The sequence below is a fragment of the Mucilaginibacter sp. genome, from assembly GCF_039935595.1.
In the GTDB taxonomy this organism is placed as follows: Bacteria; Bacteroidota; Bacteroidia; order Sphingobacteriales; family Sphingobacteriaceae; genus Mucilaginibacter.
The window spans coordinates 1-26,004 of sequence record NZ_JBDTJZ010000158.1; the positions used below are offsets into that span (position 1 = coordinate 1).

General features: G+C 42.1%; 24 protein-coding genes. 11 read left to right on the forward strand and 13 right to left on the reverse strand.

Going from position 1 to position 26,004, the window contains the following annotated elements; genetic code table 11:
• A partial coding sequence (feoB, locus tag ABI367_RS10555) for a ferrous iron transport protein B (protein WP_462227389.1) occupies positions 1-1,359 on the reverse strand: 1,359 nt, incomplete at its 3' end.
• 11 nt (positions 1,360-1,370) lie between these two features.
• Positions 1,371-1,586: a FeoA family protein gene (locus ABI367_RS10560; protein ID WP_462227390.1), complete on the reverse strand. Its 216-nt coding sequence runs from the start codon at positions 1,584-1,586 to the stop codon at positions 1,371-1,373.
• A 293-nt stretch (positions 1,587-1,879) separates the two neighbouring features.
• Here ABI367_RS10560 and ABI367_RS10565 point away from each other — a divergent pair, with 293 nt between their 5' ends.
• Complete coding sequence (locus ABI367_RS10565; protein ID WP_462227391.1) at positions 1,880-2,329, forward strand: 3-oxoacyl-ACP synthase; 450 nt, start codon at positions 1,880-1,882, stop codon at positions 2,327-2,329.
• 87 nt (positions 2,330-2,416) lie between these two features.
• Here the strand turns inward: ABI367_RS10565 and ABI367_RS10570 are convergent, their stop codons facing one another.
• The gene (locus ABI367_RS10570) at positions 2,417-3,427 is read right to left on the reverse strand and encodes a dipeptide epimerase (protein ID WP_462227392.1); all 1,011 of its coding nucleotides are present in this window, start codon (positions 3,425-3,427) and stop codon (positions 2,417-2,419) included.
• A gap of 102 nt (positions 3,428-3,529) precedes the next feature.
• Between ABI367_RS10570 and ABI367_RS10575 the strand changes: the two genes are divergently transcribed.
• The gene (locus tag ABI367_RS10575) at positions 3,530-5,032 is read left to right on the forward strand and encodes an NAD(P)H-hydrate dehydratase (RefSeq protein ID WP_462227393.1); all 1,503 of its coding nucleotides are present in this window, start codon (positions 3,530-3,532) and stop codon (positions 5,030-5,032) included.
• Between the two features lie 145 nt (positions 5,033-5,177).
• On the opposite strand, the gene ABI367_RS10580 is transcribed toward ABI367_RS10575, so the two are convergent.
• The 3 genes from ABI367_RS10580 to lipA are packed head-to-tail and all read right to left on the reverse strand — an operon-like array spanning position 5,178 to position 7,455.
• The gene (locus tag ABI367_RS10580; protein ID WP_462258080.1) at positions 5,178-5,999 is read right to left on the reverse strand and encodes an anti-sigma factor; all 822 of its coding nucleotides are present in this window, start codon (positions 5,997-5,999) and stop codon (positions 5,178-5,180) included.
• Between the two features lie 15 nt (positions 6,000-6,014).
• Positions 6,015-6,563 (reverse strand): RNA polymerase sigma factor, encoded by a 549-nt coding sequence (locus ABI367_RS10585; protein ID WP_462227395.1) that lies wholly within the window; start codon positions 6,561-6,563, stop codon positions 6,015-6,017.
• A gap of 13 nt (positions 6,564-6,576) precedes the next feature.
• Positions 6,577-7,455 (reverse strand): lipoyl synthase, encoded by an 879-nt coding sequence (gene lipA, locus ABI367_RS10590; RefSeq protein ID WP_462227396.1) that lies wholly within the window; start codon positions 7,453-7,455, stop codon positions 6,577-6,579.
• Between the two features lie 166 nt (positions 7,456-7,621).
• Between lipA and ABI367_RS10595 the strand changes: the two genes are divergently transcribed.
• Entirely contained in the window at positions 7,622-8,023 is a 402-nt protein-coding gene (locus ABI367_RS10595) for an OsmC family protein (RefSeq protein ID WP_462227397.1), read from the forward strand.
• Between the two features lie 37 nt (positions 8,024-8,060).
• Here ABI367_RS10595 and ABI367_RS10600 read toward each other — a convergent pair whose 3' ends face one another.
• The 5 genes from ABI367_RS10600 to ABI367_RS10620 all read right to left on the reverse strand — a co-directional run bounded on the left by ABI367_RS10600 (position 8,061) and on the right by ABI367_RS10620 (position 10,352).
• Positions 8,061-8,294 carry a type II toxin-antitoxin system HicA family toxin gene (locus ABI367_RS10600; RefSeq protein WP_462227398.1) on the reverse strand — a complete coding sequence of 78 codons (234 nt, stop codon included), beginning with the start codon at positions 8,292-8,294 and terminating at the stop codon, positions 8,061-8,063.
• The gene (locus ABI367_RS10605) at positions 8,291-8,518 is read right to left on the reverse strand and encodes a type II toxin-antitoxin system HicB family antitoxin (protein ID WP_462227399.1); all 228 of its coding nucleotides are present in this window, start codon (positions 8,516-8,518) and stop codon (positions 8,291-8,293) included. The genes ABI367_RS10600 and ABI367_RS10605 overlap by 4 nt, the downstream gene beginning before the upstream one ends.
• Before the next feature lie 45 nt (positions 8,519-8,563).
• A complete protein-coding gene (gene ytxJ, locus ABI367_RS10610; RefSeq protein ID WP_462227400.1) occupies positions 8,564-8,893 on the reverse strand; it encodes a bacillithiol system redox-active protein YtxJ in 330 nt (109 codons plus the stop codon).
• A 208-nt stretch (positions 8,894-9,101) separates the two neighbouring features.
• The gene (ribH, locus tag ABI367_RS10615; RefSeq protein ID WP_462227401.1) at positions 9,102-9,596 is read right to left on the reverse strand and encodes a 6,7-dimethyl-8-ribityllumazine synthase; all 495 of its coding nucleotides are present in this window, start codon (positions 9,594-9,596) and stop codon (positions 9,102-9,104) included.
• Between the two features lie 78 nt (positions 9,597-9,674).
• The gene (locus tag ABI367_RS10620; RefSeq protein WP_462227402.1) at positions 9,675-10,352 is read right to left on the reverse strand and encodes a tetratricopeptide repeat protein; all 678 of its coding nucleotides are present in this window, start codon (positions 10,350-10,352) and stop codon (positions 9,675-9,677) included.
• 147 nt (positions 10,353-10,499) lie between these two features.
• Here ABI367_RS10620 and recF point away from each other — a divergent pair, with 147 nt between their 5' ends.
• Positions 10,500-11,600 (forward strand): DNA replication/repair protein RecF, encoded by a 1,101-nt coding sequence (gene recF, locus ABI367_RS10625; RefSeq protein WP_462227403.1) that lies wholly within the window; start codon positions 10,500-10,502, stop codon positions 11,598-11,600.
• On the forward strand, positions 11,593-11,883 hold the full coding sequence (locus tag ABI367_RS10630; RefSeq protein ID WP_462227404.1) for a DciA family protein: 291 nt from the start codon (positions 11,593-11,595) through the stop codon (positions 11,881-11,883). The genes recF and ABI367_RS10630 overlap by 8 nt, the downstream gene beginning before the upstream one ends.
• A gap of 91 nt (positions 11,884-11,974) precedes the next feature.
• On the opposite strand, the gene ABI367_RS10635 is transcribed toward ABI367_RS10630, so the two are convergent.
• Positions 11,975-12,394, reverse strand: coding sequence for a nucleoside-diphosphate kinase (locus ABI367_RS10635; RefSeq protein ID WP_462227405.1), 420 nt, complete (start codon positions 12,392-12,394; stop codon positions 11,975-11,977).
• 117 nt (positions 12,395-12,511) lie between these two features.
• Here ABI367_RS10635 and ABI367_RS10640 point away from each other — a divergent pair, with 117 nt between their 5' ends.
• From ABI367_RS10640 to ABI367_RS10660, 5 genes are read left to right on the forward strand one after another with little or no spacing between them, the layout of a single operon-like run.
• A complete protein-coding gene (locus ABI367_RS10640) occupies positions 12,512-13,522 on the forward strand; it encodes a DHH family phosphoesterase (protein WP_462227406.1) in 1,011 nt (336 codons plus the stop codon).
• A 2-nt stretch (positions 13,523-13,524) separates the two neighbouring features.
• Positions 13,525-14,481, forward strand: a complete 957-nt coding sequence (locus ABI367_RS10645) for an FKBP-type peptidyl-prolyl cis-trans isomerase (protein WP_462227407.1) — start codon at positions 13,525-13,527, stop codon at positions 14,479-14,481.
• 50 nt (positions 14,482-14,531) lie between these two features.
• Positions 14,532-15,515, forward strand: coding sequence for an FKBP-type peptidyl-prolyl cis-trans isomerase (locus tag ABI367_RS10650; protein WP_462227408.1), 984 nt, complete (start codon positions 14,532-14,534; stop codon positions 15,513-15,515).
• A 41-nt stretch (positions 15,516-15,556) separates the two neighbouring features.
• Complete coding sequence (locus ABI367_RS10655) at positions 15,557-16,324, forward strand: TatD family hydrolase (protein WP_462227409.1); 768 nt, start codon at positions 15,557-15,559, stop codon at positions 16,322-16,324.
• Positions 16,325-16,367: 43 nt separating this feature from the next.
• Positions 16,368-17,387, forward strand: coding sequence for an asparaginase (locus ABI367_RS10660; RefSeq protein WP_462227410.1), 1,020 nt, complete (start codon positions 16,368-16,370; stop codon positions 17,385-17,387).
• A 78-nt stretch (positions 17,388-17,465) separates the two neighbouring features.
• Here ABI367_RS10660 and ABI367_RS10665 read toward each other — a convergent pair whose 3' ends face one another.
• Complete coding sequence (locus tag ABI367_RS10665) at positions 17,466-19,439, reverse strand: PAS domain-containing sensor histidine kinase (protein WP_462227411.1); 1,974 nt, start codon at positions 19,437-19,439, stop codon at positions 17,466-17,468.
• 975 nt (positions 19,440-20,414) lie between these two features.
• On the opposite strand from ABI367_RS10665, the gene ABI367_RS10670 reads away from it, so the two are divergent.
• The coding region (locus ABI367_RS10670) for a CshA/CshB family fibrillar adhesin-related protein (RefSeq protein WP_462227412.1) at positions 20,415-26,004 on the forward strand (5,590 nt) is incomplete at its 3' end.

Consider the following 26,004-nt stretch of genomic DNA (forward strand, 5'->3'; position numbering starts at 1 on the left):
CTGCAGGTTAAAAACCCACCATACATTACGGTTGGGCACTACCAAAGCAATAAGCAGGGTATAAACAGGCAAACGCGCCGAGCAGGTTACCAATGGGGTAACCATAATGGTGATTATACGGTCTTTCCAGTTCTCAATAGTACGGGTGCTCATAATAGATGGTACCGCACAGGCAAAGCCCCCAATTAACGGCACTACTGATTTACCGTTAAGGCCAACCTTGCGCATCAGCTTATCCATCATAAACGTAACGCGGGCCATATAGCCGGTATCTTCCAGTATGGATATGAAGGCAAAGAGTATTGCTATCTGCGGAATAAATACCATTACCCCGCTTAATCCGGCTATTACCCCATCAACCAGCAAACTGGTTAAAGGTCCGGCGGGTAACAGGTGGTGCAACGTGTTTTGAACCCATACAAAAGCATCAGCTATCAGCTCCATCGGGTAGGCCGACCAGGCAAAAATGGACTGGAACATAAACAACAGGATGGCAAAAAATAAAATAAAGCCAAATACCTTATGGGTAAGTACTTTGTCTATTTTATTGCTATGGGTCTCGTCCTGGGCGGTATTGGGCTTTTTAACGGTATCGTATAGCAAGTCGTTAATAAAGTTGTACCGGGCTATGGTTTCGGTTCCCTGTGCTTTTTGCGAATGAAAATTATGTATTTGCTCCAGTTCCTCAATACGTGCTGATTGTTGCGGCGTAAGGAAGGTTAAGTGTTCATGCTGATGAGCAAGTTGCAGGGCGAAGTATGGGTTATCAATATTCAGTTCGCTGCTTATCTGCGCAATTAATTGCGGGGCTATAGCCTCTACATCAATACTCGGCTCCTGGAAAGCTATTTTATTGGCATGGGTAATGGCCGTTTTTAAGCTATCAATACCAACTAATTTACGTGCCGAAATAGGTATAACAGGTACACCCAGTTTTTTGGCAAACAAGTCAACATCAATTAGGGTACCCGCCTTATTGGCCAGATCCATCATGTTAAGGGCAATAATTACCGGCACTTTCAGATCAGCCACCTGGCTGTATAGCAATAAATTACGTTTAAGGTTGGTTGCATCCAAAATAACAACCACCAGGTCGGGCCTCGACGGGTTGTTTTGATCGGCCAATACAGAAAATACAATGGCCTCATCCTGGCTTTTGGGGTATAAACTATAGGTACCAGGCAGGTCAATTATTTCAGCACTGCGACCATCCGGTAACTGGCAATAGCCAACTTTTTTGTCGACAGTAACCCCCGGAAAATTTCCTATTTTTTGGTTCAAGCCGGTGAGTGCGTTAAATAACGTTGATTTACCCGTATTAGGGTTGCCAACAAGCGCAACTCGTATATCTGCTTTCAATGAAAATTATATTACTGCAATATGATGGTAGATGCTTCGCGTTTACGTAAACTTAACTGATAACCTGCTACGTTAATGGCAATCGGATCGCCAAGCGGAGCAATGCGTTCAACACATACTTCTTCGCCGGGCAAGCACCCCATTTCCATTAATTTGACAGACATTTCAAGGTCGGTAAATTCCTTTACTATTCCCTTTTCTCCTACAGCAAGTTGCGAAAGCCTCATATTAGTGTTTAAAGGCACAAATGTAACCCTTATTTATATTAAATCCAAATAACACAAAATACATTTTTATATATGATTTATAGCTAAAAAATACCCAATTTTGTTTTTGTCATTAAATTATCATTATTTAATTATTTAGATAATGTAAGCAACTTGACGCAGCATTTTAACGTTAGTTATAATGTAAGCGCAAGCTTGCAAATTGTGATAAGGTTTAGGTTGAAAGCCCCAGCAGCGAGTGCAAGGGGCTTTCTTTTTTAAAAGGCTTTATATTGCAATCTTTAACGCGATAAATGAATTTAAAAGAAGAATTATACCGGCAATGCCTTAACTACGTACAAACGCGTATGGATGCCGCGCAGCAAGGTATTAATGAGGCGCAGCAGGCATCAAAAGACGATACCAAAAGCAGTGCCGGCGATAAATATGAAACCGGCCGTGCCATGATGCAGCAGGAAACCGACCGCAATATGGCCCAACTCAATGAGGCCAATAAATTAAAAGTAGCCCTAAATACCATCAACCCAACAGCAAAACATACGGTAATTGAAACCGGCAGCGTGGTTAAAACCAATAACGGCAATTTCTACATAGCTATTAGTGCAGGTACATTCACTGTTGACAATGAAAATTACTTTGCCATTTCGCCCGCATCACCTGTAGGTATCAAATTAAAAGGATTGAAAGCTGGCGATGAGTTTAATGTAAATGGGAAAGGGTATAAGATTATAAACGTTTTATAGCTTTGACATCTCGAAACGCAATAAGAGATCTTATATGCCTTGCGTATCGCACGTTTAAGATTTTTCCTCGTCGAAATGATACGCCTCTTAAAGACTTAATCCTAATCCAGCATCATCACTCAAAACATATTTACCATCCCTAAATTCCGGGTTTTTGTAAGGATTATTGGTGGTTAAAAAGGGCCCGTCAATATCGGCCCAGTCGCACTGTGGGGCAAGGGCGGCTGCCGCGAGGGTGGCGCAGCTGGTTTCGCTCATGCAGCCTATCAATATCTTGAGGTCAAGTTGCCTTGCCTTTATGATCATTTGCTGCGCCTCATGCATCCCTGCCGATTTCATGAGCTTGATATTGATGCCATTATAAACGCCTTTGGCTTTTTCCACGTCAGGTAAACGCTGCACGGCCTCGTCCGCAATAAGCGGTATGGGGCTGCGTTCGGTTAGCCAGGCATTACCGTCGATATCTGTTTTTAACATAGGCTGTTCTATCAATTGCACACCCTGTTCATGCAGCCAGTATATTAAATTAAGTGCTTTTTCTTTATCCACCCAGCCTTGGTTGGCATCGGCATAAAGCGGCACGTTGGTTACCGAACGGATAGTTTGTATTAACTCCTTATCTGTATCGCGCCCAAGCTTTACTTTGATCACTTTAAAATTTTCGGCTTCCTGTACTTTTTGCCGGATAACATCCGGTGCATCAATACCTATGGTAAAACTGGTTACGGGCATCAGCTGCGGGTTGCTGCCCAATAGCTGCCAGCAGGGTTGTTGTTTGAGTTTGCCGTCCAGGTCATGCAGGGCAATGTCAATAGCGGCTTTAATAGCGGGGTTGCCAGGGGCCAGGCTATCAAGGTAAGTAGTTATGTCGCTAAAATCAAAAGGGGACTTAAACGCGCTTAAATCAACCTGGTTTAAAAAAGCTGTGGCGGTTTCCACGCTCTCGCCCATGTACGGCACCATAGACGCTTCGCCATAGCCGGTATGACCATCGTGGGTAATTTGCAACAGCATTAAGGGCGTGGCGGTACGCGAAAATTTAGCTATGGTAAACGGGTGCTTAAGCTTAAGCTCAAAGGGTTGATACGTTAGTTTCATGCTGTAAGCTAAAATAGCCTTTTTGGCGCATATTTGCCTAACGCTGTGTTGGCAGGGCATTAATATTATAAAACAAAAACATTATCTGTAAATTTATACACTATGCAACCGTTACTAACAGCCCAACAAATACGCGAAGGCGATAAATATACTATTGAAAACGAGCCTATCTCCTCCATTGATTTGATGGAACGGGCATCCCGGGCATTTGTAAACTGCTTTGTAAAGCACTTTCCTGATAAAAACAAAGGCATTACCATTTATTGCGGCACCGGAAACAATGGCGGCGACGGGCTGGCTATAGCAAGGTTATTAATTGCCGATAGCTTTAAGGTGAATGTTAAAATTGCTTATTATAGCAATAAGGAGTCTGCTGATTTTAATATAAATTTAAAACGACTGATGGAATCAGGGCTTGCCATACAGTTAATTAAACCCACAGAAGATATTCCTACTGAACAAAGCCCCATCATTATTGATGCCCTGTTAGGCAGCGGCTTAAATAAGCCACTTATGGGCGACTATAAAAGGCTGGTTGAATATCTCAATTCTCTGCAAAAAACTGTTGTTGCTGTTGATGTGCCCACCGGGTTTTTTACCGATGGCGAAATTAACCCGGATGCTGTAGTGTTAAAAACCGACCTGGTAATAACGTTTGAGCAGCCTAAAATTAATTTTTTACTGCCCGAAGCAGCCAGAGTTATTAAATATTGGGATGTAGCGAATATTGGTATTCATCCCGGTTTCATAAGATCAATTAACACGCTCTATTGCCTTGTTGAAGAGCAGGATATCAAACAGATGCTAAAACCGCGGATGCCTTTTAGCCATAAAGGTACTTATGGTCATGCCTTATTGGTAGCAGGTCATGATCAAACCATGGGAGCGGCTTTACTGTCATCATCGGCTTGCGTATATGCAGGTGCCGGCTTGACCACCGCTTGCATACCTCAAAGTGGCCTCACGGCTTTAAATGCTTATATGCCCGAGCTGATGGCGATCATCCGTGATAATGATAAGCTTCCTGAAATAAAATGGGAACAATTTTCGGCAATAGGTATAGGACCGGGTTTGGGTAATGATGCCAATGGGCTTTTGCTGTTAAAAAGTGTTTTAGCCTATTATAATAAACCCATTGTTGTGGATGCCGATGGACTTAATTTATTGTCAGCAAATAAAGCGTTATTAAAAAAGTTACCTGCCGGCAGTATTTTAACACCACACATGAAAGAGTTTGACCGTTTGTTTGGCGAGCATGATAACTGGTGGCAACGCCTGCAAACCTGCCTGCAAAAAGCAAAGGAATTACAGGTTATTATCCTGCTAAAAAATCAATATACCATTATAGCCACTCCCGAAGGTAAATTATATTTTAACCCAACGGGTAATGCCGCTATGGCTACAGGTGGTATGGGCGACGTGCTTACCGGTATTATAACATCATTGCTGGCCCAACAATATTCATCGGCAGAGGCGGCTATTATAGCGGCTTATATACACGGCAAAGCCGGCGACGAACTGGCGCTACCCCATAAACTTAATGTAGTATTGCCAAGCCAACTTGCCACACAACTACCGGCCACGATGGCTAATTTAATGGCATAAAAAAACGGATGCAAGTATTCACATCCGTTTTTTATTAAATATTAACTGATCTTATAAAGAACTAATACTTGAAGTAAGGTATTTATAAGACGTTAACATCGATTAAGGTGTTACAATAAAAATTAAAATATTTGTATTGAGAGGTTTACAACATTTTTATAACCATCATTTGGTCCATGGTAGGGTTTACGCTGCCGCCCCTTGGTTCAAGTGTAACGGCAAAGGCCTGGGCAAGCGCAACGGATTTCATTTCCTTCATATCGGTTGTATCGGCAGCAGTTTTATCAAACACCCCCAGGTCAACTGGTTTGCCGCCAACAATAGCCCATAGCTGGTATTGATGTTGATCATCATTTTTAGGCATGTTCATGGCTGCCATATCAATCATCACTTTTTTATTTACCGGGTTCCAGGCAATTGCCATAGCTGCATCGGGAGCTTTGGGTGTGCCTTTTAACCTCACCATTTTAAAAGCGGTATCTCTAAAAACACTTAGCTGTTCATCTTTCAGATTAACTGTTTTGGCAAACTGCTGGTTTTTAGTACTAAGCGCTAAAAGCTGCTGGTTTGATTGCTCCAACTTGTTATTTACATTATACAGTGCCGATGTTGCCGCTACCAATAATGCCAGCGATGCTGCAAAAGCATATTTATAAAAATTGGTTGGCTGAGAGGCAGACATATTAACAACGTTGTCATGCTGTGACTTGGCTGGCTGGAAATTTCTGTCGTCGCCTAAATTGGTAACAGTACTACTCAGTATGCGGTCGCGTAGTTTTTCGGCCGGCTCAATAGCATACTCCATTGCATACCGCTCCATGGCTCGTTCAACGGCATCAACTTCAATCTTAACAACCGGGTGCGCGGCTATCATCCCCTCCACTTGAAGCTTTTCTTCGGGCGTAACATCGCCCAGAACATAAAGCTCCAATATCCCTGATTCCATATATGACTGTACGTCTTTCACCTCTTTATCCTGCCTTTAATTAAAATGTTTTCTAAGCTCCTGTATTGCCATTCGTAACCGGGTTTTAATAGTGCCAAGCGGTATGCCCAACTCTTCGGCGGCCTCCACATGGGTGTAGCCTTTAAAATATACCAGGTCAAGAATAGATTTTTGTTCGGGCTTTAGCGTTTCCACTAAATTTTTTATGCCCATAAGTTCAGGCTTATAAACAGTATTCCTTTGCTCGTCAATAAAAGTTACGTTATTTTCAAGCTCGTGGTTTTTTTGTTGGTTCCTAAAATCTTTTGATCTTATTTTATCAATGGCCATATTGCGTGCAATGTTTACCATCCAGGTAAATAAGCGGCCTTTTTCGGCACTGTAATTTGAAAAGGAGTTCCAGATCTTTACAAAAGTTTCCTGCAATACATCCTCGGATGTAGGGATATCAATAACTATTCTTGATATTACACCATATAGTGAGGCAGAGTACATATCATACAGCGCTTCTATCGCTATCTTTTCATGATTGCGTAAGGCCTGTACCAGTTCATCTTCCGGAAGAGATATTTTTTTCTTGCTCAAGTGGTCCTAATGGTCAAATTTCAAACAGGTGTTTTTCGGCATGATATGACGAGCGCACCAGCGGGCCGCTCTCCACATACCTAAAACCTTTATCTAAGCCAATTTGTTTGTAAAATGCAAATTGATCAGGATGTATCCAGTCAACAACGGGGTGATGGTTACGTGTTGGCTGTAAATATTGCCCCAATGTAAGTATTTGTACGCCGGCCTGCAACAGGTCGTCCATTGCCTCTAAAACGTCAGGCTCTGTTTCACCTAATCCAAGCATAATGCCCGATTTGGTGCGCAAGCCTGCTTTTGATATATGGCTCAAACATTCTAAACTTCTATCGTATTTGGCCTGTATGCGTACTTCCTTAGTTAAGCGCCTTACGGTTTCTAAATTATGCGATACTACTTCGGGGCGGGTTTCTAATACGCGCTCCAGGTTTTCCCAGATGCCCCTAAAATCAGGTAGCAGGGTTTCTAAAGTAGTTTCAGGACTTTCGCGGCGGATGGCATTAATAGTTTCGGCCCAAATAATGGAGCCGCCATCTTTAATATCATCCCTGTCAACCGAGGTAATTACGCAATGCTTAACCTGCATTAGTTTAACCGAAGTTGCCACGCGATTGGGTTCGTCCATATCAACAGCCAGTGGTCTGCCGGTTGCAACCGCGCAAAATGAGCACGAGCGGGTACAAATATTACCTAATATCATAAAGGTAGCGGTACCTGCACCCCAGCATTCGCCCATGTTAGGGCAGTTGCCGCTTTCGCAAATGGTATGCAGTTTATGGGTATCAACCAGGCCGCGTACGTGCGCATATTCTTTACCCACCGGCAGCTTAACACGCAGCCAGTCGGGTTTGCGTTGTGGTTGGTTAGCAGGCACTACCGGGAGATCGATCATGGTGTAAAAATAGGTAAAAAGGTTGTAAATGTTGAAAAGGTTGTAGTAGTTGAAGTCAGGGAAGTGTTAAAATGTATTTGCTGTAGATTGTATTATAAAAATCTAAGTTTAAATTTACCTGACATTTGTTAACGCTTACAACTTTTACAACTATTATAACCCTACCATGGCAACCATACACGCAAAATATTTAGGCGGCTTACGCACCGAAGCCACCCACTTACAATCAGGCACCAAACTTATTACCGATGCGCCTACTGATAACAAAGGCAAGGGCGAAGCATTTTCGCCAACTGATCTGCTGGCAGAAGCATTGGCAAGCTGCGTTTTAACCACCATGGCCATTGCTGCCGATGTACACGGAATAAATATTGACAATACAGAATGTGAGGTTACCAAAGTAATGGCCCAAAACCCGCGCCGTGTTGCCGAGGTTATTATAAACCTAAAGTTCCCGCAAACTTATACCGATAAGGAAAAGAAAATATTAGAGCATGCCGCACTAAACTGCCCGGTTGCGGTTAGTTTGCATCCGGATGTTATTAAGACTACTGATTTTGGGTGGTAGTTATAGTCGGGAAGTCCGAAAGATGGGTAGGGTGAATTTATTTAACAAGCTTATTAAACTCATCAACACTTATAACAATATCTTCTCGCATAATCTTTCTTAGCAAACCTTTTGCTATAGGTTCGTTTTTATGAACGGGGACAGTTGTAATTCTGCCATCGGCATGTTTCATGCGATGATGCGAGTCTTTTATTCTGATAACAACAAATCCAAGCTTTTCTAAAAGAGCAACTAATTCCTTACCACTTATAACGGGTAGCTTATCGCTCATGCAGATACCGGCAAGGTTACTTCCATTTCTCTTACACCAATAAATTGGTTAATATTTTCAGCAGATTGTTCTTCTAAACACATTTCAATAACCTCTCTCAAATCAACCAAAGCTTCATCAATAGTTTTTCCGGCTGCATGGCAACCTTTAAACATAGGGCATGAAACGATATAGACACCATCTTCATCAATTTCAACAACTACAGGGAAGTGATACGTTTTCATATAAACAAATATAATAATTAGAATCTACTAATCTCTAATCACCAATTAACCAATCACTGAAAGCGTCTCATCAACAGAAATATCGCTATGCGATTGATCCAGTACACATTCGCCATCTTTTATTAAAAGCAGTTGAGGCGATTCGTGGTGCACGTGAAACAGTTGTGCTATTTGGTTAGATAGTTCGCGGTGCTGTATTAGGTCAAGAAAGTAAAGGGGCATATTTTCGGGAAGGTTGTCCCAATCCAATTCAAAGCGACGTTTGGCCATCATGCTGATAGAGCAGCGTGTGCTATGTTTAAATATCAAGCTATAACCCTGGTGGTTCTTAATGGTACTAAGCTGATCTGCGGATTCTAATAAAGTCCAATTCATATATACAATGCTGCCACAAAATTACAACCTAAACCCGGTTGGATTGAAGCGAATTATAAAAATGACATTTAGCTGTTAGCGGCCGCCGTGCGGGTATGAACCATAAGCAGGACAAAGCCTGTTTGAGCATGAGGCCATGCTGCCAATTGCAAGTGCTGCTATAAGTGTTATATAAATTAATTTTCTCATATCGCTTGTTATACGTACATCAGGTGCTTAACGTTTTACCAAAGCTAACCATTTTTATGGCAGTTATTGCGGCTTCATCGCCTTTATTGCCATGTTTTCCACCTGCACGATCAATAGCCTGCTGCTGGTTATCAGTAGTTAATACACCAAATATAACAGGTTTTGAATATTTTATAGCAACGTTACTTAAACCATTTGCAACCGCGTTACAAATAAAGTCAAAATGCCTGGTTTCGCCCTGTATTACGCAGCCAAGGCATATCACAGCATCCAAGTTAGTATTTTTTAATAAAATATCCGCGGCTGATGTTAATTCAAAACTGCCCGGTACCGGGTAGCTATGTATATTTTCGGGCAACGCACCGTTGGCAATTAGGCTTTTATAGGCACCTTGATATAAGGCGTTGGTAATTTCGGCGTTCCACTCGGCCACTACAATACCAAAAGTATACGGCGCTGCCGATGGTATGGTAGTACCGGAAAAATCAGAAAGATTTTTTAAATGGGTAGCCATTTGTTAGTGATTAGAGATTGGAGATTAGTGATTGGTTAAGCAGTGAATACTAATCACCAATTAACCAATTACTGATCACTATAACTTCGCTTCTGCGCGCGCTATATACTCGTCAATGCTTTGCGCTTCTGCACTTTCAGGATAATCAGTTTTGATGCTTTTATAAGCTTCCGCAGCAGATTTACTGTCGTTAGCGGCTTCATAAACTAAACCCAGTTTTTTTAAATATAGCGGCGTTAAAAACTTATTTTTTGCTTTGTCAGCCGCTTTTTTAAAGTAGGTTTCGGCTTTGTCATAATCTTTCAATTCAACATAAGCATCACCTGCGCTGCCTAAAGCCTCTGCTGCTACCATGGTATCATCACCACGATAATTGGTTAAATTGTCAATAGCCTTGCGGTATTCGCCTTTGTTTAAATAGGCAACTCCTAAATAATAATAAGCCAGGTTAGCCGATTTGGTGTTGCTGTAATCATTCAATATTTTTTCAAAACCAGGGTAGCCGGCATCGCCTTTAATAGCTTTGTCCCAATCCTTTTTAGCCCAAAAGTCCTGCGCTACGTGCATCTGGTTAGAGGCTTCAACCTCGCGCGGGGCTAAATATAATTTTTGATAAGCTATGTATATAAGCACCATAGCCACAATAGCGGTGGCTATAAATAATAAGCTCTTTTGATTCTCGCGCACAAATCTTCCGGTATTCCCAAATTCGCCGTCGGTTATTGTTGAATTGGTGGTCGCTTGGTTTTTTGACATTTCTATTATAAATTAATAAAGTTTGCAAAACTACGTTTTTTAAAAAGTTTTAGCAATAGCTTTTTATATTAATCACAATTATGCACTTTTTAATATAAATTGCCGCATTAAGGGTGCTTGTAAAGTGCTAAATTTGGAACATTCTTTATGTATCTGCAACAGCTATCCGTTATTAATTTTAAAAATTACGCCCAAGCCGAATTAATCTTAAGCGAGGGGGTAAACGCCTTTATGGGCAATAATGGGGCGGGCAAAACAAATTTGCTCGATGCTATACATTACCTGTCGTTATGTAAAAGCTACTTTAACCCTATTGATAGCCAGCAAATTAAACAAGGGGCCGATTTTTTTATAATAACCGGCGCCTTTAACCGCAATGAACAGCAAGAAGCCATAGCCTGCTCGGTTAAGCGTAATACCAAAAAGCAGTTTAAGCGTAATAAAAAAGATTACCAGCGCCTGGCCGACCATATTGGGCTGCTGCCCCTGGTTATGGTATCGCCTTATGATATCAGTATAATTATAGAAGGCAGTGAGGAACGGCGTAAGTTTATTGATAACGTGATATCGCAAACGGATAACCAATATCTTGACGAACTGATAACCTACAATAAGGTACTAAATAACCGCAACGCTTTTTTAAAAACAATTGCTACCACAGGCAAATATGATCCGGGGTTGCTGGAGGTAATGGATGAGCAACTGGTAGCATCGGGCAGGCGTATTTTTGAAAAGCGCAAGGCGTTTATGGAAGCGTTTACGCCCATATTTAATGAGCATTACCAGTTTTTAAGCGATGGTGCCGAACAGGTGGAACTGAGTTATGAGTCGCAGCTTTTAGAGAATGATTTTGCCGGCTTGTTAACCAGAAGTACCGAAAAGGACCGTGTGTTGGAACGTACCACAGCAGGTATACACCGCGACGACCTTTTATTTACCATACATGGCATGGCCATGAAAAAGTTTGGTTCGCAAGGGCAGCAAAAATCTTTCCTGATAGCCTTAAAGCTGGCACAATACAGTTTTTTAACCGCCAAAAAAGGTTTTAAACCCTTGTTGCTGTTAGATGATATTTTTGATAAGCTGGATGACCTGCGCGTAACCAAGCTAATGCAAATGGTATCAAACAATAACTTTGGGCAGGTATTTATTACCGATACCAGCACTACACGTGTGCCCGGTATTTTTAATGATATTAATGTGCCTGTTAAGTTATTTACCGTTAAAGAAGGGGAGATATATGCGTAAGGCTAACGATAAATCGCTTAAAGAGGCTATTGAGCAGATGATGCAGGTTTATAAAATTAAACGCAAGTTTGATGAAACGGGTATTATAGCACATTGGCCCGATCTGGTGGGTAAATCAGTAGCCAACCGCACCAAGGAACTTTTTATACGCGATAAAAAACTATTCCTGCGCATAGAATCATCAGTAATAAAAAACGAGTTGATGATGATGCGTGCCCAGATCATCGAAAAAATTAATGTCGAGGCCAACATGGCGTTGATAGAAGAGATTATTTTTCTTTAAAGGGTGCCTTTCGCCACTTTAAGTAAGATTGCAAAAAAAAGGTCAAAAAAAAATAATTTTTTTTTGACCTTTTTTTGAGAAAAACAAAATCTTAAAATCTTTCGAAAGCCGAAAAGAAGAAATTGCCCTCAATAGTTGCGTTCTCGTCAGAGTCTGATCCATGCACCGCATTAGCATCAATTGATTTGGCAAACAGGTTACGTATGGTACCCGGCTCTGCTTTTGATGGGTCGGTTGCGCCAATCAGTTTGCGGTAATCATCAATTGCATTATCCTTCTCTAAAATAGCAGCCACAATGGGGCCTGATGACATAAAAGAAACCAGGGCATTATAAAAAGGGCGCTCTTTATGTACGCTGTAAAACTCGCCCGCCTTTGCTGCGCTTAATGCAGTGTATTTTAAAGCGACTATTTTAAAGCCGCTTTTGGTTATCTTATCTAAAATAGCACCGATGTGGCCATTGGCAACAGCATCGGGTTTTATCATTGTAAATGTTTTGTTGGTTTCCATGTTTTTATTCAATTGCGCAAAAGTAGCTTTTTAAGCCTAAACCCTGAAAGCTTTTTTTATTATAGTAACCGGTTTGTATATAAATTATTTTAGCTTTGCAACTCTTTAAAAATTTGAATGTTAGAGTTAGCCTCGCTTAGTAACCTTTTAACGCAGCCACAGCAGATAGTTATTACTACCCATCATAAACCTGATGGTGATGCTATGGGCTCGTCGCTTGGGTTGTACAATTATTTGATACAGCAGGGCCACCACGTTAAGGTTATAGCCCCAACAGACTATCCCGACTTTTTAAGCTGGATGCCGGGCAACGAAGAGGTTATAATTTATACCGAGCATACTGCAGAAACAGCAAAGCTGATAGCTGCCGCCTCCATAATATTTTGCCTTGATTTTAATAACCTGAGCCGCATTAATGAGATGGGCGAACTGGTGCGCGAAAGCAAGGCACTGAAAGTGATGATAGACCATCACCTGGAGCCCGAGGATTTTGATGATTATCGCCATTGGGACATTAAAGCATGTGCTACCGCGCAACTGGTTTATGATTTTATTGCCAATTTACTTAAACATAAAGAACTGATAAATGCCGATGTGGCCACCTGTTTATATACAGGTATCATGACAGATTCGGCATCATTCAGATTACCCAATACAACCTCAGCCGTACATCGCGTGGTTGCCGACCTGATTGATGCGGGCGCGATAAACTGGCGCATACATGAATTGGTTTATAACAGTGCCAGCGAGAACCGTTTGCGCTTTTTGGGTCATTGTTTAACCGATTGTTTAGAGATATTGCCTGAATATAATACAGCTATTATTGCGGTTAGCAAACAAGATATTGAGAAATATAACGTTAATACAGGCGATACCGAAGGTATTGTAAATTATGCCTTATCAATAACCAGTATACGGTTAGCGGCTTTTATTGTTGAGCGCGATGATAAGGTAAAACTTTCTTTACGCTCAAAAGGCGATTTTCCGGCAAATGATATTTGTAAAAAGTATTTTAGCGGCGGCGGTCACCGTAACGCGGCGGGCGGACAATCAACAGATAGCCTGACTAACGTTGTTAAACAATTTAAATTAATTTTACCTGATTATAAAAAACTATTAATACAATAAAAATGAAGAAAAATTTGATGGTTGTAGCACTTGCTGCAGTTGCGCTTGCAAGTTGTAATGGCGGATTTAAAAAAGGCGATGGTGGATTGCTTTATAATATCCATACAGATAAAAGTGGCCCCAATATAGCTGTGGGCGATTTTGCAGTATTGGACATGGTAATAAAAAATGACGGCGACTCGATATTGAAAAGTAGTTATGAAATGGGGATGCCGCAATATTTGATATTACAAAAGCCCGAATATAAGGGCGATGTGTTTTCGGGAATGGCATTGCTGAGCGAAGGTGATAGCGCTACTATTAAAATATCAGCTGATTCTATTTTTAAATCACGACCAAAACCTCCGGGCTTTAAAAGTAAGTATATCATATACGATTTAAAGGTTGAAAAGGTAATACCTAAAGGTAAACTGACCGATCAGCAATTCCAGCAAAAATATATGGCCTATGTAACATCGCAGATGGAGGTTATTAAAAACCATGAAGGCGATAAAATAAACAAATATATTGCTGATAACAAGCTAAAAACTACAAAAACTGCAACCGGGTTAAATTATGTAATAAATAAACCAGGTGCAGGTGCTGTACCAAACGTTGGCGATACAGTGGTTGTAAACTATGTGGGTAAATTTTTTAATGGCAAAGTGTTTGATACCAGTATTAAAGCTGAGGCTGTAAAAGCAAAACTACAGATTAACCCTATGAACCCTTATACCCCAATTCATATTGCGGTAGGGCAGCAAAAAGTTATTCCGGGATGGGACCAGGGGTTAATGTTATTAAATAAAGGTGCAAAGGCAACTTTAATTGTACCATCAAGCCTGGCCTATGGCGAACAGGGCAACCCGCCGATTATTGCGCCGTTTACCCCGCTTGTTTTTGATGTTGAAATCATTGACATTATACATGGTGCCCCTGCACCGGCTGCAACACCTGCCCCTGCACCGGCAAAAAAATAACCAATAAATATTTATAGCCTTCCTGATAAAACAGGGGGGCTTTTTTAATTATGAAAAAATATATCATTTACCTGGCATTTATAACGATAGCTATAAATGCGAATGCGCAAAGTCTTTTTAATACAACGCCTAAAGGCACGCAATATCAAATTATCACGGCGGGCAACGGTAATAAAATTAAGCTGAATGATGTAATTACGTTTAACGTAGTACAAAAAACCGATAAAGATTCGGTATTATTCAGCACCTATAAAGCAGGCTCGCCTATACAGGTTCAAATAAAAGAAACCGGCGACCTGATGGATGTATTCCCATTATTGGCCGAAAAAGACAGCGCGTTGGTTAAAATAAATACCGATTCGGTATTTAAAGATAATGAGGCCCGCCGCCCCGGTTTTTTACCCAAAGGCAGCCATGTGGTGTTTTTGTTAAAGATAGAGCGTGTACAATCATTAGACGATGCCATTGCCGAGCGTAAAGCTATGATGGATAAAATGGCTGCCGCCGAAATTGCCGCCAGGAATAAATATATAGCTGATAATAACCTGACATTAAAAACAACTGCTTCGGGATTGCAATACAGGGTAAATTTACCATCAATAAAACGCAAACCTGTTGCGGGCGATAGTGTATTGGTAAATTATACCGGCCGCCTGATTGACGGAAAAATATTTGATTCGAGTATAGAAGCCGATGCAAAAAAAGGTGGGCTGGTACAGCCCGGACGCAATTATGAGCCAATTGGCTTTAAAGTAGGTCAGCAGCAAGTTATACCCGGTTGGGACGAAGGCTTATTGCTGCTTGGCGAGGGCGCAAAAGCAACTTTCATAGTTCCCTCAACATTGGCGTATGGGCCCAACGGCCAGGGAGCCGACATACCACCATACAGCACGTTGATATTTGATGTGCAGCTGGTAAAGGTTTTTCCGGCTAAACATCCGGTAGCAGCAAAAGGCCCTGTTAAAAAAGGGACAACGGCTAAAAAATCAACTACAGTTAAAAAGACGACCATAACAAAAAAGAAAAAAAGCTAAGTAAAAGCCTTCTGTAACCCGGAAGGCTTTATTTTTGTGTAATGATTTTAACCGATACGCATACCCATTTATATTACGAAGAAGATGCCGGCAAACGCGCCGCGTTGATGCAGCGTTGTTTTGATAACCAAGTTACCCGGTTGTTTTTGCCCAATGTTGATGCCGATTCGGTTAAACAGGTGTATGAGTTGGCAGAGGCGTATCCTGAAAACTGCTTCCCCATGCTTGGGATGCATCCCTGCTCGGTTAAAGATGGCTGGGAGCAGGAACTTGACACTATCCGGGCATCATACGGGCCACATAAAATATATGCCATTGGCGAAATAGGCATTGATCTTTACTGGGATAAAACCACCTTACCACAACAAGTACAGGCCTTTAAGCAACAAATAGTCTGGGCAAAACAGTTAAAACTGCCCATAGTTATTCATTGCCGCGATGCTTTTAATGAGGTTTTTGAAGTATTGGAACCCGAGCAGGGCACAGACCTGCGCGGAATATTTCATTGCTTTACGGGTAATTTGGAGCAGGCGCAAAAGGCAATAAGCCTGGGTTTGCACTTAGGTATAGGCGGGGTGGTAACTTATAAAAATGCCGGGCTGGATAAAATTTTACCTCAAATTGATTTAAGCCATATCGTTTTAGAGACAGATTCTCCGTATCTTACACCCGTTCCGCACCGGGGCAAGCCTAATGAAAGTTCGTATTTAATATATGTTGCGCAAAGGGTTGCTGATGTTTACCAGGTGAGCCTTGATGTTGTGGCCGAAATTACCACAGCAAATTCAAAGCATATTTTTGGTGTGTGAATAGTATTTACAGAAGCTTTAATTTTATAACCTTTTCAACCTTATGAGTCAAATATTGATCATCTATACAGGCGGCACCATAGGCATGATGAGCGATCCGGCTACAAAGGTGCTTAGGCCTATAAATTTTGAGCAGATAATGGATAATGTACCTGAACTTGAAAAACTTAACTGTAAAATAAAGGTACACTCGTTTGAAGAGATCATTGATTCATCAAATATGAATCCTGCAATATGGAGCCAGTTGGCAGGATTAATCGAAGCTAATTACGATACGGTGGATGGCTTTGTGATTTTGCATGGCTCAGATACCATGGCATATACTGCCTCGGCATTAAGTTTTATGTTGCAGCATTTGGCCAAGCCGGTTATTTTTACCGGCTCGCAGCTGCCTATAAGTGCTATACGTACCGATGCCAAGGAAAACCTCATGACGGCCATTGAAATAGCCAATGCCAAAAAGAATGATAAGGCGCGGGTGCCCGAAGTATGTATATACTTTGATTATAAATTATTCAGGGGTAACCGGTCGTTTAAATACAATTCATCTAAGTTTGAGGCATTCAGGTCGCCTAATTACCCAATTTTGGCCGAATCGGGTGTGCATTTACGGTTTAGTGTTAACGATATCAGGCAGCCCGACGAGGATAAACTGATAGTACATAAAAACCTGGTGAGCGATGTCGCGGTACTAAAACTATACCCCGGTATAAGTCCTAAGGTAGTCGAAACTATTTTAACATCAGCGGTGCGGGGTATAGTAATGGAAACCTTTGGTGCCGGGAATACCACTACCGACCAATGGTTTATTGATATGCTTAAAACCGCTATTGACGGCGGTAAGGTTATATTGGATATATCGCAATGTAAGGTGGGTACGGTTGAGTTGGGACGCTATGAAACCAGCAAACAACTAAAGGATATTGGCGTTGCCAACGGCTATGATATGACCTTTGAAAGCGCTGTTACCAAAATGATGCACCTGCTGGGCCAGCTTGACGACCCCAAAGAAGTAAAGCGCCTGTTGGAGATTGATCTGCGCGGTGAGTTAACAGTGTCCTAAATGGAGTGTTCGGTTTAGAGAGAAGAACACCCCGAAGGCCCCGAACACTATAATGAGTAAAAGTTAAACGCTTAATGGTTAAACCGGCAGCGATATCCAAAAAGTGCTGCCTGTTCCTTTTTCGCTTTCGACCCAAATTTTGCCGTGGTGCCGTGTAATGATCTCGTGCGAGAGGTAAAGCCCAATGCCCAATCCGGATATGTTAGGGTTTTCGCCCTCTATCCGGTAAAACCTGGAAAAAACTTTTGTAAGTTTATCAGCGGCAATACCCACACCAAAATCTTTTACGCCAATATTTACCCTGTTGCCTACATGTGTTAAAATAACTTCCACTTTATTGGCCCCGGGCGAGTACTTGATTGCGTTGGATAATAAGTTTATTAGTACCTGTTCAATACGGTGCGGGTCGCCATTTATCATCAGGGTGTCTATAGTAGTATTTAACGATAGAGTATAATTTTCATTAGAGTGGTGTATCAGCTCGATAGCCCCGGCCACAACCGGCTTAATGTCAAAATTTTCTATAGATAGCTGGAGTTTACCCGCTTCAATTTTCGATACGTCCAGCAGGTCGGTTACCAGCGAGGTCAGTTTTTTTACCTGCTGGATGGTTTTTTCCACAAATTTCTGACTTTGTTCATCAGTTTTTAACCGGCCTATAATTTGCAGATAGCCACTTATACTGGTTAAAGGTGTTTTTAATTCATGGCTTGCCAGGCCTATAAACTCGTCCTTTTTTTCGTTAAGGGCCTTTACCTCCTCGTATAATTTGGCATTGTCAATACCAATGGCCGATTGTGCCGCTATGGACACCACAATGTTTTCATGCTCTTTGGTAAACATACCCGGCTCGGGGTGGCCAAAAAACAAACCGCCTATAACCTCGCCCGACCGAGAAATAACAGGCACGGCCAGGTAACTTACCACCGGCAGGTGGCCCTTGGGCATACCAAAATGAGGGGAGTTTTTACCATACCGGGCATCCTTGGTTATATCATCAACCCGTACCACGCCCTGGCCCGAAAATGTCGCATTAAAAACCTCGGTATTACGCGGCATTCCAAATTTTTCAAATGCTTCTTTTGGGGCACCTGATAGCGAATACAGCATAAATGATTCGCCATTTTCATCAACAGTAGTATAAAAAAAGGCGCCAAATTTTGCCCCGGTCAGTTCGGTAGTAGCATCGGTTACTTTTTGTAATATCTTGTTCAGGTCAAGCTCTTCTGATATGCTTTCGGTAATCAGGTTAATAATTTCCAACCGCTCGGTGTACCTCTGGGTGGCCTGCAGCGCAGCGTGTAGGTCGCTTATGTCACGAGCTATTTTTGAGGCGCCTATTATGGTGCCCAAACTGTCTTTAATAGGCGATACCGTTATTGACAAGGGTATTTCGCGGCCGTTTTTGGCCATGCGTATGGTTTGAAAATGATCAACCATGTTGCCTTTACTTATTTCGCCTATAATATATTCTTCCTCTTTTAACCTTGCCGGCGGAATAATTAATGAGATATGTTTGCCTATAGCCTCGTCTTCCGTATAACCAAACATCTTTTCGGCCGCTTTATTCCAACTGGTTATAATGCCTTGTAGGGTTTTGCTTAATATGGTATCGTCTGATGTGTTTACTATGGCCGCCAGCCGGGCCTGTTTTTCGTAATTGTCATTTATGCTGGTGGTATCAATAAGGGTATTTATAGTGCCGGTTAACTTGCCGTCGTCGTCAAATAAGGGTACCGGGTAGGGCTTTATTTTTATTTTGGTATTATCTGGCCGTTGTATAATTATCTCTTCGTTGGTAATAGCCACCCCTTGCTTAAGCGCGCAGGCCATAGGGCATGCTTCTAAATCCATAGGGCGGCCATCAGTATAAAACATTTTCAATGATCCCGACCAAAGGTCCTTACCAATTTCGGGCTGCCTGCCCCATAGCTTTTCGGCGGCATGGTTATAGGCCGTTATATAGCCCAGGCTATTGCAGGTATAAACCGCAACGGGCAGGTTATTAAAAAGGGTGTTGGCTAACTGGTTGGCCGGTTTATTTGATGGCATTATTGTTATTTGATGTAAACTATGGCCTGTAATTTTTTTAACAAATATATATTCCTGTTTGTTTTAAATTTATTTTTTTGACTTTTTGTCCTGACGTTTAGCCTCACCTAAATCCTCTGTAAAGGAGAGGACTTTCCTGTTTTTCAAAATCCCTTCTTTATCGCAGAAGGGTTGGGATGAGACTCCAAAGGATGCATTATTTTATTAATTACAACCCAAAGGTGTTGTAATATTAATTAAATGTTACAACTGTTATTAACCGGGTAAAAGCTACTTGACTTGGTTTAAATGATGTTTATATGGTAAAACAGACATTGAGTTTAACCGAAACAATTAATGAATAATTAATTTGTTGTTGATGCCTTATTGGGTAAATACCCCAACTGCAACGTGGAGTAAATTCCCCATATTCCCCGCCCTTAAATAGGTTACGCTTTTTAACATGCTCATTTTTAGGTATAAAAGCCCAATTTTAAGCCTTTTTTAACTTAGGTGCGATGTTTGCAATATCTCCGCTGCAATTATCTGTTGAAAAAATATTACCCTAATAATATTTTGCCCCGAAGGGGTTAAAATTATTGAGGTGACCGGTTAACAAAAACCGAACGATATAACGGATAAACTGCGAACAACATTAGAAAAATCTAATACTAAGGTGTTAGTGTAAGTTCTTTAAAATTTGATATTTTTGCGCCCGGTTAGTACAAGCAGATACATTTTTTCGGGATACCACTTAAATACTGTCGGCGCTTAAAATCACATACATTTTTTCTGGATACAAATGCAGTTAATGCAGTTGCCGTTTACCTGGGCAATTATCGGTACGTTTTTGCCGCTTAGGCAAATACACCGTTAGTGGCAGGGTTAAATACATAAGCAACGCATAGCTATAAAAAATACGCCGGTAAGGCAATAATAGAATAAAGGTGAGGTATAGGGCCGTAACCTGATTAATGTTTTGACAATAAGAATATTATGAATAAAAATTTACTATTTAAAATAGCGTTGCTATTTACGGTATTTTTTCAGTTAGCTAACAGGGCATCGGCGCAGTATGCAGTTGGTGGTACAGCACCTGTTGCTTTACGTAACTCTATTTACTGGCTTACCTGGAATCACAACGCAGCGGGCTCTACCTTAACAGCGGGCAGCCCGGCAAGTACCGCTACAGATGTGCCTGCGGGTACATACGTATGGCAATATTCGCCAACGGTGCAGATAACAGCTACGATAGATCATTTTACTGCATTTGACAATGCCACAGGCACCGTAGCTAAAAAAATGGGAGCATATACCTCTGGTAGCTATGCTGCTGGTGATGGTATGAATATACTATATACAGGTAGTGATCCTGCATATAGTATTCCTTTTTCTGGTTTAAATACAGAAAATGCTTCATTTGTGAAGTTTGATATAGCACTATCTGTACAAATTTTAATTAATGGAGTATATACAACTGTTAGTTATCCCGGAATGGTGATTGCGGATGCAGAATCAATGGCGCAAGGGGAGTCATTTTCCGCAGTGAATAATGGACCTATAGGTTGGCAATTACTAAATTTTAGAGATGGTGGAGATCCCAATGCGGGAGAATATCATTTAACTATAGATAATAATGGCGCAAACCCGGGATCATTTAAAGTAGATATGGACGCTGTTGGCGGACACAGTGACATAAAAACCCAGGCCGTAATGTTTGCCCGTGGTGCCAATAAATTAACCGATGTTAAAATGGTTGGTTACGGCGTAACCGCTATTGCTATAGGTTTTGTTCTGCCTTTTGATTTGGGTGATGCGCCTACAGGTTTTGACAAACCAGAGGCGTATATTAATGACTTTAGTTCAAGTAACGTTGTTGTGGCCGATGGTACCTATTCTGCAAATACTTTAACACCAACCCCACTGACTCCTCAAGCTAAACTTTATATGGGCCCTACTGCCGCTCCTAATAATGTTGATGCCGATGGTGATATTACGCTGGATGGCACTGCTACTGCGGATGATCATAACAATAACCCAGATGAAGACGCCTTATCTCCCAGTGATATATCGGCACAAGTAAATCAAAATACGGACGTAACGGTTACAATACCCAAGGTAATAAATAACGAATTAGTCTTAGGCGTGACACCAGACGTATATTTATATGGGTGGATAGATTTTAACCGTGATGGTAAATTTTCGGAGGATGAACGCGCCGCGCCATTAACATTGAGTGGTTCTACGAGTTATACAAATCAGCGCCTTGTTTTCAATAAAAATTCCTTTTTGCCAAATATAAAAGCGGGAACAACCTTTGCAAGGTTTAGAATCTCTAAAGATCAACTGACTAATACTAACGCTCTTACTGATATTGACCTGGCATCTACCACTGCGACATCAGACGGCGAAATTGAGGATTACCAGCTAACTATTGCAGGCGCTACCATCTCCGGTAATGTTTACCGGGACGGTAACGGTGCAACAGCAGTGTCAGACCTGGATAGGTCAACGCCCTTTGGGACGGTAAGCGGGGCGCCGGCACTTTACGCGTACCTGGTTGATAATTCAGACAACATAGTTAATCCAAGCGGCGCCGCGGTTACGGTAGACAATACAACCGGGGCCTATTCAATTACCGGTGCTAATAACGGAGCTTATCACGTAGTAATTTCTTCTGTGTTCCTGGCATCAACTTCAGGCCATACACTTACGGATATTACCACCAACCAACTACCGGCCACTTTTGTGCCGTCTGTTGATCTGTTTGGTAGTAACAACCCGTCAAATGGCGGTACCAATGCAGTTGAAGCGGGTAATGCCACCGCCAATTTGCAGGTGCCGGTAACTATATCATCATTAAACGCGGGTGCTGCCATAACCGATGTAAGCTTTGGTATTGACCAGGTGCCGGTGGCTGTTGCAGATGCGCAAACAGTAAATACCAATACCGCTACAGATATTTTAATACAAAGTAATGATTCTGATCCCGAAAATCAGTTAGACCCAACTTCGGTAGTGATGTCATCTTTTGATACCCCGGGTACCTTTGGTACCGGCGATATTGTTGTTGCCGGCGAGGGAACCTACCATTTAAATGCAACCACCGGTGTAATAACTTTTACATCTGATAATACGTTTACAGGCACTGCACTACAACCTATCAACTACAAAATAGCTGATATTTTTGGTGTGTATAGTAATGTGGTTACGGTAACGCCTACGGTTAAAATAGGCGGACAACCCGACCAAGAGGCCACCACCATCGGCCAACAGATCGTAATTACCGACCTGAAAAGCAATGATAGGGCTGCCGCAAATAGCGGTACAGTAACTATTGGTTTGCCATCTACCGCAACCGGTCATGGAGGTACGGTAAGTGTTACTTCAAACCAGGTAACTTATAACCCGGCAGCCGGCTTTACTGGTACAGATACATTTAATTATACTTTAACAAAAAATAGCCAGACATCAGAAAATATATTGGTAACTGTACTGGTATCGCCCACAGGTGGTGATGACCCTACTACAACACTAATCAATACACCTGCTGTTACCAACGTAGCATTAAACGATGCGGGCGGCACAGGCGCAACCATGAGCCTGGTACATGGTGTTGGTAACGACCCTGCTAATGGTACTGTTGATGCACCAAATGATGCAGCGGGTACAATAACTTATCATCCTAACCATAACTTTACCGGTACCGACAGCTATAAGTATAAAATTACCACGTTAGACAACACGCTTTCTACAGCCAACCTTACGGTAACCATTGGCATAACGCCTATAGCCACGGCTGATAGCCATGTTATACCATTTAACAGTACAGGTACGCTGATAAATATAAAAAACGATGATTTGAGTGCGGGCGATGGGTCTACAGTAACTATAGTGGGCGGCGGCCCTACAAACGGAGCATTAAGCGGATTGGACCCTGCCACAGGTAATGTAACTTATAAGCCAACGGGAAATTTTACCGGTACAGATTCATTTACCTATACGGTAACCAGCCAGGACGGCACATTAACCTCGGCAGCGGTAACAGTAACATTAACAGTAGCCCCAACGCCACATGATGACAGCCATACCATAGCCTTTAATAGCCCGGGAACCGTCATCCACATATTAACAGATGATATTAACGCGGGCACAGGCGCAACAGTAACTAACCCACTAAGCAGCACTCCTGGCCATGGTACTTTAAGTAATATAGCTTACAGCACAGGTGACATGACCTATACGCCCAATAATAACTATGTGGGTACTGATTCATACACTTATAAAGTAACCAGCCATGATAATACCCTAACATCAGCATCAACAGCTACGGTTACGCTACACATTCGTCCGGTAGGTGTAGCTGATACCACTTTTATGCTGATCAATGGTGACCAGGTTACCATCAATATACTGGGCAACGACGGCGCTTCGGCCACGGGCACGCTTGTAAGCGTAAACCTGGGGAGTATTTTGGCGGGTCACGGTCAAACAACCATACAAGGCACTAATATAGCGTATAAGCCTGATCATGATTTTGTAGGTACCGATACTTTTACTTATACTATTACTAATAATGGCGAAACATCTGACGAGATACTGGTAACTATAAACGTTAAACCAGTTGGCCAGCCTGATGTGGATAACACCACCATAGGGACACCAAAAACCACCAATGTGATAGCGGGTACGCCAGCTTCAACAGGTGTAGACTCGCCGGGTAGCCATAACGGCAACGCCAGCACTATAACTGATATTGTAAAAACGGCTAACGCCACCACTGTTGCCGTATCAAATACCGACCCTAACAGCATTGTGTATACGCCGGCGCCGGGCTTTGTAGGTATAGATACCTATACTTATAAACTAATGAGCTCGGACGGTATAAAATCTGACGCGATACTGGTAACCATTAACGTTAAGCCAACCGGCCAGCCTGATGCGGATACCACCACTATTGGTACAGCAAAAGTCACTAACGTAATAGCGGGTACACCGGCTTCAACAGGTGTAGACTCGCCGGGTAGTCATAACGGTAACGCAACTACTATAACTGACATTGTAAAAACGGCTAATGCCACCACCGTTGCCGTATCAAATACCGACCCTAACAGCATTGTGTATACGCCAGCACCGGGATTTGTAGGTACAGATACCTATACTTATAAACTAATGAGTTCGGACGGTATAAAATCTGATGCGATACTGGTAACTATAAACGTTAAGCCAACCGGGCAGCCTGATGTGGATGTTACCACTATAGGTACAGCAAAAACCACCAACGTAATAGCCGGCACACCAGCTTCAACAGGTGTAGACTCGCCGGGCAGCCATGGTGGTACGGCCAGCACTATAACTGATATTGTTAAAACGGCTAATGCCACCACCGTTGCCGTATCAAATACCGACCCTAACAGCATTGTGTATACGCCTACACCGGGCTTTGTGGGTATAGATACTTATACTTATAAACTAATAAGTTCAGACGGTATAAAATCTGATGCGATACTGGTAACCATCAACGTTAAGCCAACCGGGCAGCCTGATGTGGACAACACTCTCGTAAATACACCGGTAACCACCAACGTAATAGCCGGTACGCCAGCTTCAACTGGTGTAGATGCGCCGGGCAGCCATAACGGCAATGCCAGTACCATAACCGATATTGTAAAAACGGCTAATGCCACTACCGTTGCCGTATCAAATACCGACCCTAACAGCATTGTGTATACCCCAGCTTCGAGCTTTACGGGTACAGATACATATACTTATAAACTAATGAGTTCGGACGGTATAAAATCTGATGCGATACTGGTAACCATCAATGTTAAGCCAACCGGGCAACCGGATCCGGATACTACCACCATAGCTTTAGCAAAAGCTACCACCGTTCGTACTAACGACGCTGGCGGCACTAACTCAACGTTAAGTGTTGTTACACAACCGGGCAATGGTTCTGCCGGCTCAATAGATAACACCGCGGGTGCCATTTTATACACGCCTAACACCACCTTTACCGGTAAGGATACTTATACTTATAAAATAACTTCGGCTGATGGTACGCAAACTTCATCGCCGGTTAAAGTAACTATTATTGTGAAGCCTACAGGGCAGCCGGATTTTGCAACAACACTTGTAGGTCAGCCGGTTTTAATTCCTGTTATTGTTAATGATAATGGTGGCAACGGTGCTATAATTACCAACGTATCTGTACCGGCTAATGGTGGCATATCAGTAGTAAACAATACAAACGGATCAATAACCTATACACCAAATGCAGGTTATATAGGTACCGATACCTTTACCTATAATTTAACCTCATCAGATGGGTTTGCTGTTTCATCGCCTATATTGGTTACGATAAATATCCGTCCGGCAGGAATACCGGATAACGACCTAACACCTATTAATACACCGGTAACCACCAACGTAGTTGCTAATGATGGTGTAACGGGGGTAACAGTAGCGTCAACCAATGGCAGCAATGGCACCACAACACCAAGCGGCGACGGCGTATCAGTAATTTATACACCTGCTAATGGTTTTGTAGGTACTGATACCTATACCTATACTATAACCAAAAACG

Bases quoted from the DNA above. Each gene is read 5' to 3' on its own strand.
- ABI367_RS10560 (WP_462227390.1), bottom strand. From the start codon at position 1,586: ATGAGGCTTTCGCAACTTGCTGTAGGAGAAAAGGGAATAGTAAAGGAA.
- ABI367_RS10565 (WP_462227391.1), top strand. From the start codon at position 1,880: ATGAATTTAAAAGAAGAATTATACCGGCAATGCCTTAACTACGTACAA.
- ABI367_RS10570 (WP_462227392.1), bottom strand. From the start codon at position 3,427: ATGAAACTAACGTATCAACCCTTTGAGCTTAAGCTTAAGCACCCGTTT.
- ABI367_RS10575 (WP_462227393.1), top strand. From the start codon at position 3,530: ATGCAACCGTTACTAACAGCCCAACAAATACGCGAAGGCGATAAATAT.
- lipA (WP_462227396.1), bottom strand. From the start codon at position 7,455: ATGATCGATCTCCCGGTAGTGCCTGCTAACCAACCACAACGCAAACCC.
- ABI367_RS10595 (WP_462227397.1), top strand. From the start codon at position 7,622: ATGGCAACCATACACGCAAAATATTTAGGCGGCTTACGCACCGAAGCC.
- ABI367_RS10600 (WP_462227398.1), bottom strand. From the start codon at position 8,294: ATGAGCGATAAGCTACCCGTTATAAGTGGTAAGGAATTAGTTGCTCTT.
- ABI367_RS10605 (WP_462227399.1), bottom strand. From the start codon at position 8,518: ATGAAAACGTATCACTTCCCTGTAGTTGTTGAAATTGATGAAGATGGT.
- ytxJ (WP_462227400.1), bottom strand. From the start codon at position 8,893: ATGAATTGGACTTTATTAGAATCCGCAGATCAGCTTAGTACCATTAAG.
- ribH (WP_462227401.1), bottom strand. From the start codon at position 9,596: ATGGCTACCCATTTAAAAAATCTTTCTGATTTTTCCGGTACTACCATA.
- ABI367_RS10620 (WP_462227402.1), bottom strand. From the start codon at position 10,352: ATGTCAAAAAACCAAGCGACCACCAATTCAACAATAACCGACGGCGAA.
- recF (WP_462227403.1), top strand. From the start codon at position 10,500: ATGTATCTGCAACAGCTATCCGTTATTAATTTTAAAAATTACGCCCAA.
- ABI367_RS10630 (WP_462227404.1), top strand. From the start codon at position 11,593: ATGCGTAAGGCTAACGATAAATCGCTTAAAGAGGCTATTGAGCAGATG.
- ABI367_RS10635 (WP_462227405.1), bottom strand. From the start codon at position 12,394: ATGGAAACCAACAAAACATTTACAATGATAAAACCCGATGCTGTTGCC.
- ABI367_RS10640 (WP_462227406.1), top strand. From the start codon at position 12,512: ATGTTAGAGTTAGCCTCGCTTAGTAACCTTTTAACGCAGCCACAGCAG.
- ABI367_RS10645 (WP_462227407.1), top strand. From the start codon at position 13,525: ATGAAGAAAAATTTGATGGTTGTAGCACTTGCTGCAGTTGCGCTTGCA.
- ABI367_RS10650 (WP_462227408.1), top strand. From the start codon at position 14,532: ATGAAAAAATATATCATTTACCTGGCATTTATAACGATAGCTATAAAT.
- ABI367_RS10655 (WP_462227409.1), top strand. From the start codon at position 15,557: ATGATTTTAACCGATACGCATACCCATTTATATTACGAAGAAGATGCC.
- ABI367_RS10660 (WP_462227410.1), top strand. From the start codon at position 16,368: ATGAGTCAAATATTGATCATCTATACAGGCGGCACCATAGGCATGATG.
- ABI367_RS10665 (WP_462227411.1), bottom strand. From the start codon at position 19,439: ATGCCATCAAATAAACCGGCCAACCAGTTAGCCAACACCCTTTTTAAT.